The organism is Thiorhodovibrio winogradskyi, assembly GCF_036208045.1.
Taxonomy (GTDB): Bacteria; Pseudomonadota; Gammaproteobacteria; order Chromatiales; family Chromatiaceae; genus Thiorhodovibrio; species Thiorhodovibrio winogradskyi.
Genome location: NZ_CP121472.1, coordinates 4,022,687 through 4,039,914 on the forward strand (window position 1 = coordinate 4,022,687; position 17,228 = coordinate 4,039,914).

Below are 17,228 nucleotides of genomic sequence, written 5' to 3' on the forward strand. Positions count from 1 at the left end.
ATGGACGCCGAATTTGCCGCGCGCCAAGACCGCAACCCACTGCTCGACGCAGCCGGCTGGCGGATGTTCTGCTTCCTGCACCAGCACCCGCGAGCGCCGCGCTGGAACTACCAGGTCGGCGATCGCCTGCTGGCCAAGGATCTGCCGGCACTGCATGCCTATCGCCAGCGCATCATTCAGGAGCGACCGCGCTGGCAACCAGACCCGCCCGATTGGCTGCTGGCCTGGGTCGAACGCCTGCTGCCTAAGGTGCCGCTATGGCGCGAGCGCCTGCCGGCTGGCTTCGACCCGCGCCGCGATTGGGTGCATATACCGACGTCTTGCCGCGAGGACATCGCCAGCCGCATCGAACAACTGGTGCCGCAAAACGCCGAGCTTTCACGGCTGATCGTCTATGAGACCAACGGTACCAGCACCGGCCACGCCCTCGACGTGCCCAACCACCCAGCCGCGGTGGCACTGAACCATCCGCTGCTGGAGTTCGCCCTGTCCCGCCACGGCGTGCGACCAAGGTTCGATGCCCAGCACGTCGCCTGCGTCAATGTCGGCTCCGAGGCGCGCACCGTGACCTTCGCCAACGTCTTCGCCGCATGGAACAACGCCGGCTTCGCCAAGGTCAATCTGCACGAGGCGAGCTGGAGCCGCGACCAAGCCCGGCGCTTCTTCGCCGAGGTGCAGCCCGAGTTCCTGACCGGCGACCCGGTGGCCTTCGCCGCCTACGCCGACTGGGCCATCGACTACAAACCCATGGCGATGGTCTCCACCGCCACCATGCTGTCCGCCGAGCTGAAACAGCACCTGGAGGCGCGCCATGGCTGCCCGGTGATCGACTTCTACTCCACCACCGAGACCGGCCCCATCGCCTACGCCGGACCCAATGGCGACGGCTTCAGCCAGCTGCCGCCGGACCTTTACCTGGAAATCCTCGACCCTGAAGGCTACCCGGTGGAGGCGGGCACGCTGGGCGAGATCGCCGTCAGCGGCGGGCGCAACCCCTACCTGCCGCTCCTGCGCTATCGCACCGGCGATCACGCCCGACTCGATCCCGCCGGCAATCCACAGGATCCGGCCCCTCGTCTGCACGACCTGCACGCACGAGCACCGGTGCTGTTCCGCGCTGCCAGCGGGGCGCCTGTTCACCCGCTCGACATCGCCTACATACTGCGCACCCAGTCCTGGGTTCAGCACGAACTGTTGCAAGGCGCCGACGGCTCCCTGCGCCTGACCATCCGGCCGGGACTGATTGCCCGGATCGACCGGCAGGCGTTGCGGGACGGTTTCGATGTCCTGTTTGGCAAGCTGCCGCTGGAGATTATCGAAGACCCACAGCTCGGCAGCAACCGTCCCGGTGGCAAGGTCATAGCGTATCGCCGCGAACAATCGCCAGGTTGATGGAATGGCGGGCATGGGCGCTGCTGAACCGGCCCCATCAGACACTTATGCTCATCACTGTACACCACTAAATCACCCCGCGGCCACCATCGGCCGCACCGACCCGCCGGGTTATACTGCGACCAGGCAAGACAGGCACCGAGTCCGCCATCGCCTCGCATCCGCGCGCATGAAAGAAACATAGATCAAGCTGTTCACCGATTTCGGCTTCAAGAAGGTTCCAAGCCTGGCTCAGCCTAACCCCTCGATTCGAGACTGAAGGATCCCTGCCATGCCCCGACGTCACCTACCCATCAGATCCGCTGTCGGGAGTCCACTGACATCGTCAGTTGTTTCAGCGAGCTGATCGATGGCGCCCATGCCGCCACCGGCGAGTGCGTGGTGGTGCTGGTCGACGAATACGACAAACCGATCCTCGACAACCTCCCCGATCTCGCCACCGCCAAGGCGATGCGCGACGGGCTGCGCAATCTCTACTCGGTGATCAAGGGGCGGGATGCCCACATCCGCTTTGTCTTCCTCACGGGCGTGAGCAAATTCAGTAAGGTCAGCCTTTTCTCCGGGCTCAACAATCTGGTGGACATCACCGTGGATGCCGAGTATTCCGCTCTCTGCGGCTACACCGAGGCCGACTTGGACCGGGTCTTCGCGCCCGAGCTTGAAGGGTTGGACCGTGATCAGATCCGCGCCTGGTACAACGGCTACAACTGGACCGGCGAGGCGGTCTACAACCCCTTCAATGTGCTGCTGTTATTCAAGACACGCCGATTTCACCCTTGGTGGTTCGAGACCGGCACGCCGACCTTTTTGGTCGATGTGCTGACCGAGCGCGGCTACTTCACGCCGGACCTGGCCAACCGCCAAACCAGTCTGGAACTGCTCTCGAGCTTTGATGTCGAGCACTTCGATAGCGATGCCCTGTTGTTTCAAACCGGCTACCTCACCATTCATGACCTCGAAGAGCCTTTGCTCGGGCACTGGGTCTACACCCTGGGCTATCCCAATCGAGAGGTCGAAAGCAGCCTCAACGCAGCCCTGCTCGGTGGTCTAGGCGCGGATCGGCAGCGCACCTTCAGCCAACGCATGCAGCTTCTCAAATGCCTGCAAGCGGTCGATTTCGACGGCATCAAGACCCTGCTGGCAGCCCTCTTCGCCGCCATCCCCAGCGACTGGTACCGCAACAACCCCATCGCCCGCTACGAGGGCTACTACGCCAGCGTCTTCTACAGCCACCTCGCCGCGCTCGGCCTCGACCTGGCGCCCGAGGACGCCAGCCACCATGGCCGCCTCGACCTGCGCCTGCGCTTCAACGGCCAACTCTGGCTGTTCGAGTTCAAGGTCGTCGAACTGGCTCCCGAAGGCGCCGCACTGGCACAGATCAAGGCCCGCGGCTATGCCGAGAAATACCGCGCCGAGGGCCTGCCCATCCACCTCATCGGCATTGAATTCAGCCGCGAGCAACGCACGCTGGTGGGGTTTGAGGTGGAGACCCTCAGCTGATCTGGCGCGGAATCGCTTCACCGAGCGATGCCACGCGCATGGTCAAGGTCGTGCTAGCATCCGCTCGCATCCATCGGCCGCGACCAGTCGCACGGACGACCATCATGCCCCGACCCAAACTACCCATCAGCATCCAGACCTTCCGCGAGATCCGCGAGGACGACTACTATTACGTCGACAAGACCGGCTTCGCGCTGCGGCTGATCGAGGAGGGCAAGGCTTACTTTCTCTCCCGTCCGCGGCGCTTTGGCAAGTCGCTGTTTCTCGATACCCTGGCGGAGCTGTTTGAGGGCAACGCGGCGCTGTTTCAGGGGCTCGAGGCCGAGTCACGCTGGGACTGGTCGCGGCGCTTCCCGGTAATCCGGCTGAGCTTTGGCGGTGGGGTGATTCGCCAGCCGGGCCAGCTGGAGACCAAGATCCGCGAACAGCTCAACATCAATCAACAGGCGCTTGGTCTGGTTTGCGAGGAGCCGAACGTCGATGGCTGCTTGGCCGAGCTGATCCGCAAAGCCCATGCCGCCACCGACGAGCGGGTCGTCGTCCTCGTCGATGAATACGACAAGCCCATCCTCGACAACCTCACCGACCCCGCCACCGCCAAGGCACTGCGCGATGGCTTGCGCAACCTCTACTCGGTGATCAAGGACTCGGATGCCCACATCCGCTTCGTCTTCCTCACCGGGGTATCCAAATTCAGCAAGGTTAGCCTCTTCTCCGGGCTCAACAATCTGGTGGACATCACCGTGGATGCCGAGTATTCCGCTCTCTGCGGCTACACCGAGGCCGACTTGGACCGGGTCTTCGCGCCCGAGCTTGAAGGGTTGGACCGTGATCAGATCCGCGCCTGGTACAACGGCTACAACTGGACCGGCGAGGCGGTCTACAACCCCTTCAATGTGCTGCTGTTATTCAAGACACGCCGATTTCACCCTTGGTGGTTCGAGACCGGCACGCCGACCTTTTTGGTCGATGTGCTGACCGAGCGCGGCTACTTCACGCCGGACCTGGCCAACCGCCAAACCAGTCTGGAACTGCTCTCGAGCTTTGATGTCGAGCACTTCGATACCGATGCCCTGTTGTTTCAAACCGGCTACCTCACCATTCATGACCTCGAAGAGCCTTTGCTCGGGCACTGGGTCTACACCCTGGGCTATCCCAATCGAGAGGTCGAAAGCAGCCTCAACGCAGCCCTGCTCGGTGGTCTAGGCGCGGATCGGCAGCGCACCTTCAGCCAACGCATGCAGCTTCTCAAATGCCTGCAAGCGGTCGATTTCGACGGCATCAAGACCCTGCTGGCAGCCCTCTTCGCCGCCATCCCCAGCGACTGGTACCGCAACAACCCCATCGCCCGCTACGAGGGCTACTACGCCAGCGTCTTCTACAGCCACCTCGCCGCGCTCGGCCTCGACCTGGCGCCCGAGGACGCCAGCCACCATGGCCGCCTCGACCTACGGCTGCGCTTCAACGGCCAACTCTGGCTGTTCGAGTTCAAGGTCGTCGAACTGGCTCCCGAAGGCGCCGCACTGGCACAGATCAAGGCCCGCGGCCATGCCGAGAAATACCGCGCCGAGGGCCTGCCCATCCACCTCATCGGCATTGAATTCAGCCGCGAGCAACGCACGCTGGTGGGGTTTGAGGTGGAGACCCTCAGCTGATCGCCGGCAACCATTACCCACAAAACTATCCCCGTCGCTGCGATAAGCCGCCAGCGCCCGGACAACATCGGGGATTCGCTGCAAGCCAACCCATAGCGTCTTTGGCCCTGGAAACCCATCGGATCCGGGGAGTCTTTCATTTATACACGAAATGAATAATTGTTGAGGCCGATGGTAAAGTCAAGATTGAGCTGGTTTCGGGTTGCGGAATGTCCTTCACAGCCAAAGCAGAGCGCCGTATTGGCTGGGCCACAAGCGAAAAAACCCTGCACGACCTAGGGCCGGCAGGGTTTCTGAATCGCTTTTGATCTGGTCGGTTATCTGGCCGGACTAGTTGGAGCCTTTTGAGCTGTTACCCCAGCTTTTTTGGTTACCCGGCACTTATCTGATAAATGCTTGATTATTTGGAGCGGGAAACGAGACTCGAACTCGCGACCCCAACCTTGGCAAGGTTGTGCTCTACCAACTGAGCTATTCCCGCTTTGAGAAGACCGACATTTTAGCCGATCATTCGCTTCTGTCAAGAATCTGAAACCTGATTTTCGCTCCGCCCCATCAGGCTCGGCCAAGCCACGCGCAGGTAGAGCGCCATGGACCAGAGGGTTAGCAAAGCAGCGATGTAGAGCAGCGCCATGCCGATTGGTTCGATCGGCAGGCCAAGCAGCGGTCCCTGCAATATCAGCAGGAAGATGGCGATCATCTGCGCGGTGGTTTTGAGCTTGCCAGCCTTGGACACCGCCACCTTGGCCCGGTTGCCGATTTCGGCCATCCATTCGCGCAGCGCCGAGACGGTGATCTCGCGACCGATAATGACCGCCGCCGGCAGCGCCAGCAGGGCGCGTGGGTCGGCCTGCACCAAGAGCACCAGGGCAATGGCGACCATGAGCTTGTCCGCCACTGGGTCGAGAAAGGCGCCCAGCGGCGAGGTTTGATTGAGGCGGCGCGCCAGATAGCCATCGAGCAGATCCGTCAAGGCCGCGGCGCCAAAGACCAGCGCGCAGACCGGCCGCGCCCAGGGGACCGGCAGGTAGAAGATGACCATAAAAACCGGGATCAGCCCGATCCGTAGCAGGGTCAGCAGATTCGGGATATTCATCATGGTTTGTCCGTCTTACTTCGGCACACCACCTGCACCGCCAAGGCCCATCTTAGGCCGACTGGCGCGCTGGGCAAACAGCATTTCTCAGTCACTGGCGATTTTGCCGCTCTCAACTGGTGGTTGGCCGCCCATTGGGGAAGCGGTTGTGGCAACAGGTAGCGCACCCCGGACGGGTATCGCCAAGGGCATTCAGAGTCGCACCCCTGGTCAACCGCCCAAGTCTTGATTGACGGCCTGGTGAATTTGCTCGGCCAGCGCGGCACTGATGCCATCGACCCGCGCGATGTCTTCAGCGCTCGCCCGGCGCAGGCCGCGCAGGCCACCGAAGGCACGCAGCAGGCTGGCGCGACGTTTGGCGCCCACGCCGGGGATGCCCTCCAGCACCGAGGTGCGCCTGGCCTTGTCACGCCGTTGGCGGTGGCCAGTGATGGCGAAGCGATGGGCTTCGTCGCGAATCTGCTGGATGAGGTGCATGGCCGGGGAGTCCGCCGGCGCGATGATGGCATGACGCTGGTGCGGCTGCCACAGCTGCTCGGCGCCGGGTTTGCGGTCCGGGCCCTTGGCGACGCCAACCAGGCGCACGCCCTGGATGCCGAGTTCCTCGAGAATACCGATGGCGGCATTGAGCTGGCCGCGCCCGCCGTCGATGAACAAGATGTCCGGCACCGGCACTTCGCCGTCCTTAATGCGCTTGTAGCGCCGCCCCAGTGCCTGGGCCATGGCGGCATAGTCATCACCGGGGGCAATGCCGTCGATGTTGAAACGACGATAGTCCGACTTGCGCTGCCCCTCGGCGTCGAACACCACGCAGGAGGCCACCGTCAGCTCACCCTGGGTATGGCTGATGTCGAAGCACTCCATGCGCCCCGGCTGTTCGTCGAGCCCGAGCAGTTCGCGCAGCGCCTCCAGCCGTTGGTTGTAACCGGCGCGACTGCCGAGGCGCGATTGCAGCGACAACTCGGCATTGCTCTGGGCCATTTTCAGCCACTGGGCACGCTCGCCACGCAGCCGATGGCTAATGGCAACCCGGCGTCCGGCACGCTCGGCGAAGGCGGTCTCAAGAAACTCCAATTCGTCCGGTGCGTGACTGACCAGCAGCTCCGGCGGAATGGGCTTGTCAGCATAGAACTGGGTCAGAAAGCCGGCCATGACCGTCGCCGGCGTGGCCTCTAGCGGAGCCTTGGGGAAAAAGCTCTTATTGCCCAGATTGTGCCCGGCGCGGATAAAGAACACCTGTACGCAATGCACACCACCCTCGGTGGCGCAGGCCAGGATGTCCAAATCGCCACCACTGGCGGTCACATACTGGCGCTGCTGGATGCGCCCCAGGGTGGCGATCTGATCGCGCAGCACGGCCGCGCGCTCGAACTCCAGCGCTTGCGCCGCCTCGTCCATGCGCTCGCCCAGCTCGCGGATGACCTCATCGGTGCGCCCGTCGAGGAACTTGATGCTGCGCGCGACATCTTCCGCATACTCCTGCTCAGTGATCAGCCCGACACAGGGCGCGGTGCAGCGCTTGATCTGGTATTGCAGACAGGGCCGCGAGCGATTACGAAAAAAGCTGTCGCGACACTGGCGGATCGGGAAAATCTTTTGCAAGAGTTGCAGCGTCTCGCGCACCGCCGAGGCACTGGGATAGGGGCCAAAGTAACGCCCCTTGCCCTTGCGCGAGCCGCGATAAAAGGCCAAACGCGGAAAGGCATCCTGGGTGCTGAGATAGATAAAGGGATAGCTTTTGTCATCGCGCAGCAGCACATTAAAGCGCGGCTGATGGGACTTGATCAGATCCGCCTCAAGCAGCAGCGCCTCGCCCTCGGTGCGGGTCACAGTGATCTGAATATCGGCGATGCGCGCCACCATGACCTGCAGGCGATGGTTCAGCGAGCGGCTGAAATAGCTGCTCACCCGACGTTTCAGCTCCTTGGCCTTGCCGACATAGAGCACGGCGCCCTCGGCATCCAGCATGCGATAGACGCCCGGCTGGCTGGGGATGCGCGCGAGCAGCGCGCGCCGGGCCTGGTCAGTCAGCACCGGCTGGCTCATGATTGGCACATAGCAACATCAAACAAGGTCACACAGAGCAGGCCGCGTCGAGCAGCACCCGGCAGCGCGCCATCACGGCATCGAACATGGCCTCGGTCAGGCGCCGGGTCTGGGTGTTGTAGCGGCTGCAATGGTAGGAATCGATCAGCCGCTGGCCAGTGGGCAGGACATGCTCGGCACCATGGACGAAAGGCAAGGCGGATTGTTTGAGCCCGCAGCCGAGCAACACCGCCCGGTGCGCGATCTGCCCCAGCGCCAGCACCACAGCGCCCGGCGGCAAGCCAGCCAGTTCGGCGCTCAGATACGGATTACAAGCGCGCATCTCCGCCGGCAGAGGCTTGTTGGCCGGCGGCAGGCATTTCACCGCGTTGGTGATGCGACAATCGATCAGCTTGAGCCCATCATCCATGCTGATCGACTCGGCACGGCTGCCGAACCCATGCCGATGCAGGCTGGCATAGAGCAAAATACCCGCATAATCCCCGGTAAAGGGCCGCCCGGTGCGATTGGCGCCATGCAGACCGGGCGCCAGGCCGACAATCAGCAGGCGCGCTTTGGCATCGCCAAAAGGCGGCACGGGCGCGGCATGGTAAAGCGGGTGCTGGGCGCGCACCTCATCAAGGTATTCAGCCAGACGCGCGCAGGCGCGGCAAGCAGGGTTGAACATTGGAGCTTGATCGGACATCTCAACAGTGGGGCGTGAGAGGTTAGCAGGTTTCCAGAAAATATCATGGGCAGAGGGCGCATGTGCCCCGTCCGGACGTTTCAGCCAGGTTAGCAGCAACACCCCATGATCACCGTTCAGAAAATGTCGCGACCGGGTGAACACCCCGTCACGCCATGAGAGGACAACAGCTTCAGCATGATTGAACCCAACTACGCCGGCGGCGGCATCGTCAATCTGATGAGTTCGCTCATGCGCGCGCGCGGCGGCAACAGCGACCTGCCCGAGGCGCACTTGCTGCCAGCACGGGAACTGGCCAGCCATAAGCATCTGGTGCTTATCGTCATCGATGGTCTGGGGGCGGATTGGCTGGCCCGACACTCCCCGGACGGCTGGCTGGCGCGGCACCAGATCGGCGCCCTAACCAGCGTGTTCCCCTCCACCACGGCTGCCGCCGTGGGCAGCTTTTTGACTGGCGTGGCACCGGCCCAGCATGGCCTCACTGGCTGGTTCAGTTGGCTGCGCGAACTCGGCTGCGTGATGAAGACCCTGCCCGGCCAGCCGCGCGCGGGCGGCCAGGGCAACTGGGCCATGGTCGAGGACTTGCGGTCCCTCTTCCCTTGCCCGCCGGTATTTGCGCGTATCAAGACCGCATCCACGCTGGTCAGCCCAAAATCCATCGCCCACTCAGCCTTTAATCGCGCCCATCAAGGCCTGGCGCGGCTGCGGCCCTTTGGCACATTCAAGGATTTTTTGCGCCAAATCGAACAGGCCGTCAAGCGCACCCGCGAGCCAAGTTACATATACGCTTATTGGTCGGAACTGGACCATCTCGGGCACCATCATGGCATCGACAGCCCAACCTCGGTGGCCCATCTGCAACAGCTTGAGCAAGGGCTTGCGCTGCTTGCCGAGCGCCTGCGCGGCCAGGATGCCTGCCTGCTGATCACTGCCGATCATGGCCAGCTCGACACCAAGACCGCGGATCAAACCGACCTGGCCGACTATCCCTTGCTGGCCAATCAGCTGCGCCTGCCGCTCTGTGGCGAACCACGCGCGGCCTTCTGCTACACTGCCGGTGGCGCATTGGAGGCTTTCATGGCGGCGGTCGAGCAGACACTGGGCGCGCGCTTTCGCCTCGCCCCTTCTGGCGAGTTGCTGGCCCAGGGTTATTTCGGCCCTGGAGAGCCCCATCCTGAATTGACGCATCGCATCGGCGATGTCATTTTGATCGGCCATGACCGCAGCGTCATCCGCGACCGCCTGCCGTCAGAGAAGCCCTTCCAGCAAATCGGGGTGCACGGCGGTCTGAGCCGCGCCGAAATGCTGGTGCCCTTGTGTCTCATTCCGACCTGAAAAGCCTCTAAAGCCTATTGAATAACCGCACTCTTAGCCTGATTTTTGCCGGGCCACGGACACTGCTGCCTGCATTGGCACAGTGACACCAGAGCGGACGCATCCCTGACGTGGGCACATCCCGCACCACCACCTCACTTTTCACGAATCGCGGAAGGACAGAGCAACCCAATGCCGGAAGCAAACACCCCCCAACAAATCGGCGTGATCGGCAGCGGCATCGCTGGACTGGCCAGTGCCTGGCTACTGGCTACCCGCCACCAGGTTACCCTGATTGAGCGCAACGACTACGTCGGCGGCCACACCCATACCATCACAGTGGATGAAGACGCTCGGTCGGTGCCGGTCGATACCGGCTTTATTGTCTATAACGAGGCCAATTATCCGCTGCTGGTGCGACTCTTCGAGCGCTTGGGCGTGGCCACGCGCGAGGGCGACATGTCCTTCGCCGCCTCCATTGGGCCGGGCGAGATCGAGTATTCGGGCGACAGCCTGAAGACGCTCTTCGCACAGCCACGCAATCTGTTGAGTCCCGCCTTTCTCGGCATGCTCATGGACATCCTGCGCTTTAACCGCCGTTGCCGGCAGTGCCTGGATCAGGGCGGTTTCGACGGGCTGAATCTGGGCGACTTCCTCAAGCGCGAACGCCTTGGCCAGACCTTCCGCGATCATTACCTGCTGCCCATGGCGGCCGCCATCTGGTCCTGCCCAACGCGCACCATGATGGATTTTCCCATCGAGAGCCTAGCGCGGTTTTTTGCCAACCATGGATTGATCAACATTCTCAAACGCCCACTCTGGCGCACCGTGGTCAACGGCAGCCAGGCCTATGTGCAGAAGATTCTCGATGATCTCGGGCACGATAATATCCTGCATGACCCCGCCGTGCGCGTCCGCCCGGTCGCGGATGGCTCCGACGCGAACATTGAGGTCACCCTGGCCTCGGGTGCCACCCGACGTTTCGATCAACTGGTCTTCGCCTGCCATGCCGACGAGGCGCTGGCACTGATCGAGCAACCCAGCAGCGAGGAATCCCGCCTGCTCGGCTGCTTCCGCTACCAGGCCAATCGCACCTATCTGCATACCGACACGCAGCTCATGCCGCGCCTGCGCTCGACCTGGGCCTCCTGGAATTACCTGGCCTCGCGCGCGCAGGATGGCAGTCAAGCGGTGTCGGTCACCTATTGGATGAACCGCCTGCAAGGACTCAAGACCAGCAAGGACTACCTGGTCAGCCTCAACCCACTCCAACCACCACGTCCGGAGACCTGCATCGCCGAGATGATCTACCATCACCCTGTTTTTGATCAGCGCGCCATGGACGCCCAGGGTGAACTGCAGCAAATCCAGGGTCACCGGGGCCTGTGGTTCTGCGGCAGCTATTGTGGCTATGGCTTTCACGAAGACGCCTTGCGATCGGCCGTGGAAACCGTCTGCCGCATGGACCCAAGCGTGGACACCGACTGGCTACTGCCATCCAGTCCTTCCGCCTCGACACGCCACTAAGGGAGACCGCCACTTCAGATGAAAGCCTCGGCACCCGAACCCGCTCCAGCGTCAGCGTCAGCGTCAGCGTCAGCACCGGCACCGGCAACGGCTCCGGCGAGCAACCCGCATCGCATCTACTTCACCAGGGTCATGCACAGGCGACTCTTCCCAGTTGCGTATCGCTTCGTCTATAACGTCTTCAGCTTGCTGATCGACATCGACGCGCTTGACCGACTTCCGCGGGGTCCGCGCCTGGGGAAATTCCAGCTGGTGCGGTTCGACCCCGCCGATCACGGCCCGCGCGATGGCAAACCGCTGCGCCCCTGGGTGGAAGCTGTCCTGCGCAGCCGCGACATCGACCTCGAAGGTGGACGCATCCGGCTGCTGTGCTTTCCGCGCGTACTCGGCTTTGGCTTCAATCCGCTGAGTGTCTGGTATTGCGAACACCGCGATGGCAGTTTGCGCGCGGCCATCGGTGAGGTCAGCAACACCTTTGGCGGCAAGCATTTTTATCTGCTGGCCAAGGAGGGCGTGCCCATCGACTGGCCGCTGCGCGCGCGCGCGACCAAGTGTTTTCACGTCTCCCCACTCATGGACATGGCCGGCGACTATCGTTTCCGCCTGTCCGAGCCCGGTGAGCAGCTCTCGGTGATGATTCGTCAGTTCCATGACGACGGTCGGCTGAAACTGGTCGCCAGTCAGGCCGGCAGCGGCGAGCCGCTGACCGAACAAAACCTGCGCCAGGCATTGAAACGCATGCCTTTGATGACTATCAAGGTGATCGCCGCCATTCACTGGCAGGCACTGAAAATTTGGCTGCGCGGCGCACCCCTGTGCCCAACCCCACCTGCTCCTAAACACGAGGTCACCTGATGGCAAGTGAGAAATCGGCCGAGGCCACGCTTTCCTGGAACAAAGATGCTTGGCCCAAGAAAGCGCGCGAGAGGGAGCCCATGGAGCGCGGATTTCGGCCCTTCAGCCGCCTGCTCGATCATCTCCTGCAACAGCAATTCCATGCCGGCCAACTGCGACTGCGCATCGGCGAATCCTTGCACACAATTACCGGCGAAGACCCCGGCCCTCAGGGCGAGATGCAGCTGCATCGCCCGCTTTCCTTCGCCCGGCGCATCGCCGCGCGCGGCCATCTGGGGCTGGGCGAGGGCTACCTGGCCGGCGACTGGGACAGTCCGGATCTGACCAGTCTGATTCATCTGCTTGCCGTCAACGAGCCAGCCCTGGCCAGCATTGAATACGGCAGCTGGCGGAGCCGCCTCCTCGCACTTTTCCAGCATCGCAGTCGCACCAACACCCGCCGCGGCAGCCGTCGCAACATCGCCCATCACTATGACCTGGGCAACGCCTTCTACCGGCTGTGGCTCGACCCTGGCATGACCTACTCCGCCGCTCTGTTCGACGGCGCGGATGACGGTCTGGAGCAGGCGCAGACACGCAAGTACCAGACGTTGCTCGAAATGCTGGGTGCCGAACCCGGACAACATCTGCTCGAAATCGGCTGCGGCTGGGGTGGCTTCGCGCGTGAGGCGGTCGCCGCCGGCCACAGGGTCACAGGACTGACACTGTCGAGTGAACAACTCGCCTGGGCCAGCGCAACGCTCGTCGACCCCATCACCAGCGGACAGGTGGATCTGCACCTGCGCGATTATCGCGACATGGACGGCACCTTCGACCATATCGCCTCCATTGAGATGTTCGAGGCCGTGGGCGAGCGCTATTGGTCTGTTTACATGAACAAAATCCGCCAACTCCTGCGCCCCGGCGGACGCGCCGCCCTGCAAGTCATCACCATCGACGAGCAATACTTCGACGGCTACCGCTCGAGTCCCGATTTTATTCAGAAATACATCTTCCCCGGCGGCATGCTGCCCACGCCAGCGCGCTTTGACGCCGTCGCCGAACAGGCCGGCTTGCGCATCGGCGCGCGGCGCTGGTTCGGGCAGGATTACGCCCGCACCCTGGCCATTTGGCACCAGCAATTCACAGATCAGCTCAAGTCCGTGCGCGCCCTCGGCTACGACGAGACCTTCATCCGCATGTGGCGCTACTACCTATCCTACTGCGAAGCCGGCTTCCGCGACGGGCGCATCAATGTGATGCAGGTGGTGCTCGAGACGCCCACCACCGGCTAGCACAGGCCCAACCCTTTCCAGTCCAATCCAGCCATTATCAGCATGCCAGAGGCGAACACTCCAGAGCGCCCGCGCTATCCGCCGGAGCGCTACGACGCGGACTTCAACCTGCGCATTCCGGCGACCCTGTGGCTAATCATGGTCCTGCTGCTACGCCACGGACTCTTGCTGATCATCACCTTCATGCCCACCACCGGCAAGGAGATCACCCTGCTGCGCGAGTTGATCCGCCCGGAGTACCTACTCGCCGACGCCATCGCCCTCCCCGTCTTTGTAAGCGCCATCCGCCGTCATGCCATCCGGCGACCGGCCTGGATGCCGGCAGTCTGGCGCCATGCCCGCATCCTGCTCAGCCTCTCACTGCTGGTCTATCTCAGCCTGCTGGTGAGCGCCTCCTTCACGGCCCAAGGCCCCCTGGAGCAACGCCTGAACGAAACCGTGCTCATCTCCATCCTGCTCAATCTGGCCGCACTGAGCTACCTATGGCGCTCGCGCCTGCTGACAGACCTGTTCCGCGACTGGCCCGCGACTGGCCCAACTACGTCACGACACTGACCGCGGACCAGAGGACAACAAAAAGCTTGCACCGGAACCAAAGGCGCTTTAACCTGTCTGATCGAGTTCCAAGGGGGGCGACATGGCTTCGACGTGGGTCGCGAAACCCGAGGTGCATGCCGAGGTGCGGGAAACCTCGTAAAACTATCCGCAACTCTATAGTTGCCAACGACGACAACTACGCCCTCGCTGCTTAATCCCAGCGGGCCTCACACCGTCTCTTGCCTGTGGGCGGCGGACTCGTGGGGTAACATCACACAGGATCGCGGCGCGGGGAGCCTGGACCTGAACCGCTAAAACCCAATTCGGGATCGCCGACTGATCGCCCTGTCCCTCGGGCGGCGGAAGGTTAAAAACAATAGAGCGGACTAAGCATGTAGGACCAACGGCAGAGGGCTTGCGGACGCGGGTTCAATTCCCGCCGCCTCCACCATTTCAGGCATGATTTTTTTTGTCAAGACCAGCTGCTTACCTTGCCCCAAACCCAACCCTTAGCCTTCCCTCAAGCGATCAACGGGCCCGCGCACAGCCAGCAGGCTCCACAGCAAAGACCGCTAGCAGCGAACAAAGCCACTGCAACCCGGCCCAAAAACCGCCGACTCCCAAGCGCGATCCCCTGAGCGGATATTTCCAACCGCCAATGGCCGCCAGCAGAGGTAGGGCAGCAGATGTTGGGCAGAGGTAGGATCGCCTCGACATGCGCATCCATGCCCAGCACCTTTGATCCATCATATAAGGCTGCTGACCCAGGCGAAATGTCGTATTGAAGCGATCGGCAACCCGCACCTAATCTATTCGCGCTGACCCCAAATCTAAAGTGCCTTCGGATACCCGCTCGGGCGTTCCCGCAATTCCCGCCGAATTGAATCGGAGCTTATTGATGCCGCAGACCAGCAGTCCAACTTGCATCGGTGCGATCACTGCTTTACACGGCAATCTTGTCACCGGTTGGGCTTATGACCCGAGCGCGCCTGATCTGCGCCTGGCTATCGAGATCGACATTGATGGCGCCTGCGTTGCACTGATTCGCGCCGATCAGCTGCAGGATCGCACGCAAGCGAGCATTCCCGTCGTTGGCGACGGTTGCCATGGTTTCTCCTGCGAACTAAAAACCTCCTGGCTCTCCGGAGCCAAGCGCCTTAGCGCTCGCATTGCCAACCAGGGCCCCTGGCTGGCTGGTGGCATTGCTGTCACCGAGGCGCAAAGCGAAACGCCCGCCCCGCCTCGCGGCCAAGTCTATTATCTCGGGGGGCTGCGTCTATCGGGTTGGCTTTACGACCCGGCGGATTGGGATCGCGTGCTTTCCATTCGCATACGCGAAGGCACAAGGATTCTAGCAGAGCCAGCGGCTGACCAGCCCGAGCGCACTTTGTCTGATCGTCCCAATTCCAATCACGGATTTCGCATTGACTTGCCCTGGGCACTGGCAGACGGCAGCCTCCATCATCTTGAAGTTGAAACCGAGGACGGAAAACCACTGCCCGGCAGCCCGCTCCAGCTGCTAGAACTGCCCGATTCCTTTATCGGTTTGCTACGTCGACATTGGTTTCCTCTGGCTGATCCCGCCGCAGCACGCCTGCTCGAATCCATGGTCCGCCAGCATCAGCGCCAATGCCCCAGTCTGCTGGGTTTCAGCCATTACCCGCACTGGCGCAACCTCCATCAGCAGCCTTGCGCCAAGCTTGATCGGCATCGGCAGCCACGCCTGGGCGTTCTTCTGTACGCACCCGTCGGGAGCGATGAGCACCGCCAGGAGCGCAGCCGTGCCAGTCTGAACGACCAGCAGCTGGCGCCAACGCAGGTTGCCTGCGTGGATGATGCCAGCCTGTTCAAGGGTCTTAGGCACCTGCTTGCGGCGAATCCTGCCGCCATCGCGTTGCTTCAGGTTGGCGACCGCCTGGCCCCAGACGCGCTGGCGCGCCTCGCCAACGCGCTTTTCGACTCGGCAACAGGGCGCGCTCGCGCGGCCTGGGCCTACAGCGATTGCGACCGCGATGGACCTGGAGAAGACCGGATTGACCCCTGGCTCAAACCAGCCTGGGATCCGAACCTCTTCCTCGGCGTCGATATCATCAGTAGCGGCGCGCTCTTCGGCGCCCCTATCTTGCGCGAAACACTCGACGCACTAGCGCGAGCGCCAAACCCACTGATATCGGCCCCGAATGCACCGGGGACATCCTGGCATTGGCTGCTTGCGGCCCTGGTCGCCACCACCCAAGCGCACAGCGAGCCCGTCCTGCACCTGCCTGAACCACTCTACTGGCGTGCCGCCGACAGTCCGCCCGACCCAGCCCAACGGCCTGCCAGCCCTGCTCGACAGCAGGCTATCCAGTGGTTGGCGCAACAATGGGTGCCCGGCGCTCGTGTCCGTCCTTGTGCCGAGCATCCCGGTCTACTGCAAGTAACTTGGCCCTTGCCCGCACCACCGCCGCGAGTCAGCTTGATCATCCCCACCCGCGACGGCGGTCAACGCCTGCGGACCTGCATTCAGGGACTGCTTGAACACACCAGATACCCAAACCTGGAGCTCATCGTAGTCGATAACGAGTCGCGCGATAGCGAAACGCTGGCCTACTTGAATGCGCTCACGGGATATGACGTGACCATTCTGCGCTATCCCCATCCGTTCAATTATTCCGCGATCAACAACATGGCCGTTGCCCAGGCCAGCGGCGACCTGATCGGTCTGGTTAACGACGATATCGAAATACTCGAACCCGACTGGCTAGTCGCCATGGTGAGCGAACTCACCCGCCCCGGCATTGGCATGGTCGGCGCCAAGCTGTTGTGGAGCAACGCCATGGTGCAGCATGCCGGGGTTATTGTGGGGATCAATGGCTTGGCGGCCCACGTAGGGAATCACTGGCAGGACACGGATGCTGGCTACCTCGGCTGCAATCAGGTATCGCGCCGCTACAGCGCGGTCACCGCGGCCTGCCTGCTTACCCACAAACAACTCTTCATCGAACTCGGCGGACTGGATGCCGACACCTTTCCAGTCGCCTTCAACGATGTCGACCTCTGCCTGCGCCTGCGAGAGCGCGGACTGGCCATCATCTGGACGCCCGCGGCGCGCCTGCGCCACGCCGAGTCCGCCAGTCGCGGCAAGGACGAAACACGGCCGCAGATAGCTCGCGCCCAACGCGAGCAACGGCTGTTTATCGAACGCTGGGGGAAACACTATCCGGTCGATCCGTGCTACCATCCATGCCTTAATCACGATTGGCTGACCGGTCCTTTCGCGGGTCTGCCGGCGGTTCCGTTCTCGCGCGCACCCCGCGTTCAGACTGGCTAGTGGCTCGGTTACTTTCATCGCCGCATGCATGAGA

At 62.5% G+C, this 17,228-nt stretch carries 11 protein-coding genes, 1 tRNA gene, 1 other RNA gene and 1 pseudogene; 10 read left to right on the forward strand and 4 right to left on the reverse strand.

Going from position 1 to position 17,228, the window contains the following annotated elements; all coding sequences use genetic code 11:
• From Thiowin_RS18405 to Thiowin_RS18415, 3 genes and pseudogenes are all read left to right on the forward strand, one after another.
• Positions 1-1,392: a hypothetical protein gene (locus tag Thiowin_RS18405; RefSeq protein ID WP_328984419.1), complete on the forward strand. Its 1,392-nt coding sequence runs from the start codon at positions 1-3 to the stop codon at positions 1,390-1,392.
• Positions 1,393-1,689: 297 nt separating this feature from the next.
• Positions 1,690-2,892: pseudogene (locus Thiowin_RS18410) on the forward strand (AAA family ATPase); the annotation flags it as partial.
• A 104-nt stretch (positions 2,893-2,996) separates the two neighbouring features.
• The gene (locus Thiowin_RS18415; protein WP_328984420.1) at positions 2,997-4,547 is read left to right on the forward strand and encodes an ATP-binding protein; all 1,551 of its coding nucleotides are present in this window, start codon (positions 2,997-2,999) and stop codon (positions 4,545-4,547) included.
• Positions 4,548-4,952: 405 nt separating this feature from the next.
• Here the strand turns inward: Thiowin_RS18415 and Thiowin_RS18420 are convergent.
• From Thiowin_RS18420 to Thiowin_RS18435, 4 genes are all read right to left on the reverse strand, one after another.
• Positions 4,953-5,028: transfer RNA gene (locus tag Thiowin_RS18420), tRNA-Gly, on the reverse strand.
• 39 nt (positions 5,029-5,067) lie between these two features.
• Positions 5,068-5,646: a CDP-diacylglycerol--glycerol-3-phosphate 3-phosphatidyltransferase gene (gene pgsA / locus Thiowin_RS18425; RefSeq protein ID WP_328984421.1), complete on the reverse strand. Its 579-nt coding sequence runs from the start codon at positions 5,644-5,646 to the stop codon at positions 5,068-5,070.
• 207 nt (positions 5,647-5,853) lie between these two features.
• Positions 5,854-7,689, reverse strand: coding sequence for an excinuclease ABC subunit UvrC (gene uvrC / locus Thiowin_RS18430; RefSeq protein WP_328984422.1), 1,836 nt, complete (start codon positions 7,687-7,689; stop codon positions 5,854-5,856).
• A 28-nt stretch (positions 7,690-7,717) separates the two neighbouring features.
• Positions 7,718-8,356: a uracil-DNA glycosylase gene (locus tag Thiowin_RS18435; RefSeq protein ID WP_328984423.1), complete on the reverse strand. Its 639-nt coding sequence runs from the start codon at positions 8,354-8,356 to the stop codon at positions 7,718-7,720.
• Positions 8,357-8,551: 195 nt separating this feature from the next.
• Between Thiowin_RS18435 and Thiowin_RS18440 the strand changes: the two genes are divergently transcribed.
• From Thiowin_RS18440 to Thiowin_RS18470, 7 genes are all read left to right on the forward strand, one after another.
• Positions 8,552-9,709 (forward strand): alkaline phosphatase family protein, encoded by a 1,158-nt coding sequence (locus Thiowin_RS18440; RefSeq protein WP_328984424.1) that lies wholly within the window; start codon positions 8,552-8,554, stop codon positions 9,707-9,709.
• 171 nt (positions 9,710-9,880) lie between these two features.
• Positions 9,881-11,215 (forward strand): NAD(P)/FAD-dependent oxidoreductase, encoded by a 1,335-nt coding sequence (locus tag Thiowin_RS18445; RefSeq protein ID WP_328984425.1) that lies wholly within the window; start codon positions 9,881-9,883, stop codon positions 11,213-11,215.
• Between the two features lie 18 nt (positions 11,216-11,233).
• Positions 11,234-12,070 carry a DUF1365 domain-containing protein gene (locus Thiowin_RS18450; protein WP_328984426.1) on the forward strand — a complete coding sequence of 279 codons (837 nt, stop codon included), beginning with the start codon at positions 11,234-11,236 and terminating at the stop codon, positions 12,068-12,070.
• Positions 12,070-13,344: a cyclopropane-fatty-acyl-phospholipid synthase family protein gene (locus Thiowin_RS18455; protein WP_328984427.1), complete on the forward strand. Its 1,275-nt coding sequence runs from the start codon at positions 12,070-12,072 to the stop codon at positions 13,342-13,344. Before Thiowin_RS18450 ends, Thiowin_RS18455 begins: the two co-directional genes overlap by 1 nt.
• Positions 13,345-13,386: 42 nt before the next feature.
• A complete protein-coding gene (locus Thiowin_RS18460) occupies positions 13,387-13,899 on the forward strand; it encodes a DUF2919 family protein (RefSeq protein ID WP_328984428.1) in 513 nt (170 codons plus the stop codon).
• Between the two features lie 73 nt (positions 13,900-13,972).
• Positions 13,973-14,332, forward strand: a transfer-messenger RNA (tmRNA) gene (ssrA, locus tag Thiowin_RS18465).
• A gap of 447 nt (positions 14,333-14,779) precedes the next feature.
• On the forward strand, positions 14,780-17,194 hold the full coding sequence (locus Thiowin_RS18470) for a glycosyltransferase (protein WP_328984429.1): 2,415 nt from the start codon (positions 14,780-14,782) through the stop codon (positions 17,192-17,194).
• The last annotated feature ends 34 nt before the right edge of the window (positions 17,195-17,228 follow it).

What these genes read in the sequence shown, in the direction of transcription:
- Thiowin_RS18405 (WP_328984419.1), top strand. Translation starts at nt 1, where the DNA reads ATGGACGCCGAATTTGCCGCGCGCCAAGACCGCAACCCACTGCTCGAC.
- Thiowin_RS18415 (WP_328984420.1), top strand. Translation starts at nt 2,997, where the DNA reads ATGCCCCGACCCAAACTACCCATCAGCATCCAGACCTTCCGCGAGATC.
- pgsA (WP_328984421.1), bottom strand. Translation starts at nt 5,646, where the DNA reads ATGATGAATATCCCGAATCTGCTGACCCTGCTACGGATCGGGCTGATC.
- uvrC (WP_328984422.1), bottom strand. Translation starts at nt 7,689, where the DNA reads ATGAGCCAGCCGGTGCTGACTGACCAGGCCCGGCGCGCGCTGCTCGCG.
- Thiowin_RS18435 (WP_328984423.1), bottom strand. Translation starts at nt 8,356, where the DNA reads ATGTTCAACCCTGCTTGCCGCGCCTGCGCGCGTCTGGCTGAATACCTT.
- Thiowin_RS18440 (WP_328984424.1), top strand. Translation starts at nt 8,552, where the DNA reads ATGATTGAACCCAACTACGCCGGCGGCGGCATCGTCAATCTGATGAGT.
- Thiowin_RS18445 (WP_328984425.1), top strand. Translation starts at nt 9,881, where the DNA reads ATGCCGGAAGCAAACACCCCCCAACAAATCGGCGTGATCGGCAGCGGC.
- Thiowin_RS18450 (WP_328984426.1), top strand. Translation starts at nt 11,234, where the DNA reads ATGAAAGCCTCGGCACCCGAACCCGCTCCAGCGTCAGCGTCAGCGTCA.
- Thiowin_RS18455 (WP_328984427.1), top strand. Translation starts at nt 12,070, where the DNA reads ATGGCAAGTGAGAAATCGGCCGAGGCCACGCTTTCCTGGAACAAAGAT.
- Thiowin_RS18460 (WP_328984428.1), top strand. Translation starts at nt 13,387, where the DNA reads ATGCCAGAGGCGAACACTCCAGAGCGCCCGCGCTATCCGCCGGAGCGC.
- Thiowin_RS18470 (WP_328984429.1), top strand. Translation starts at nt 14,780, where the DNA reads ATGCCGCAGACCAGCAGTCCAACTTGCATCGGTGCGATCACTGCTTTA.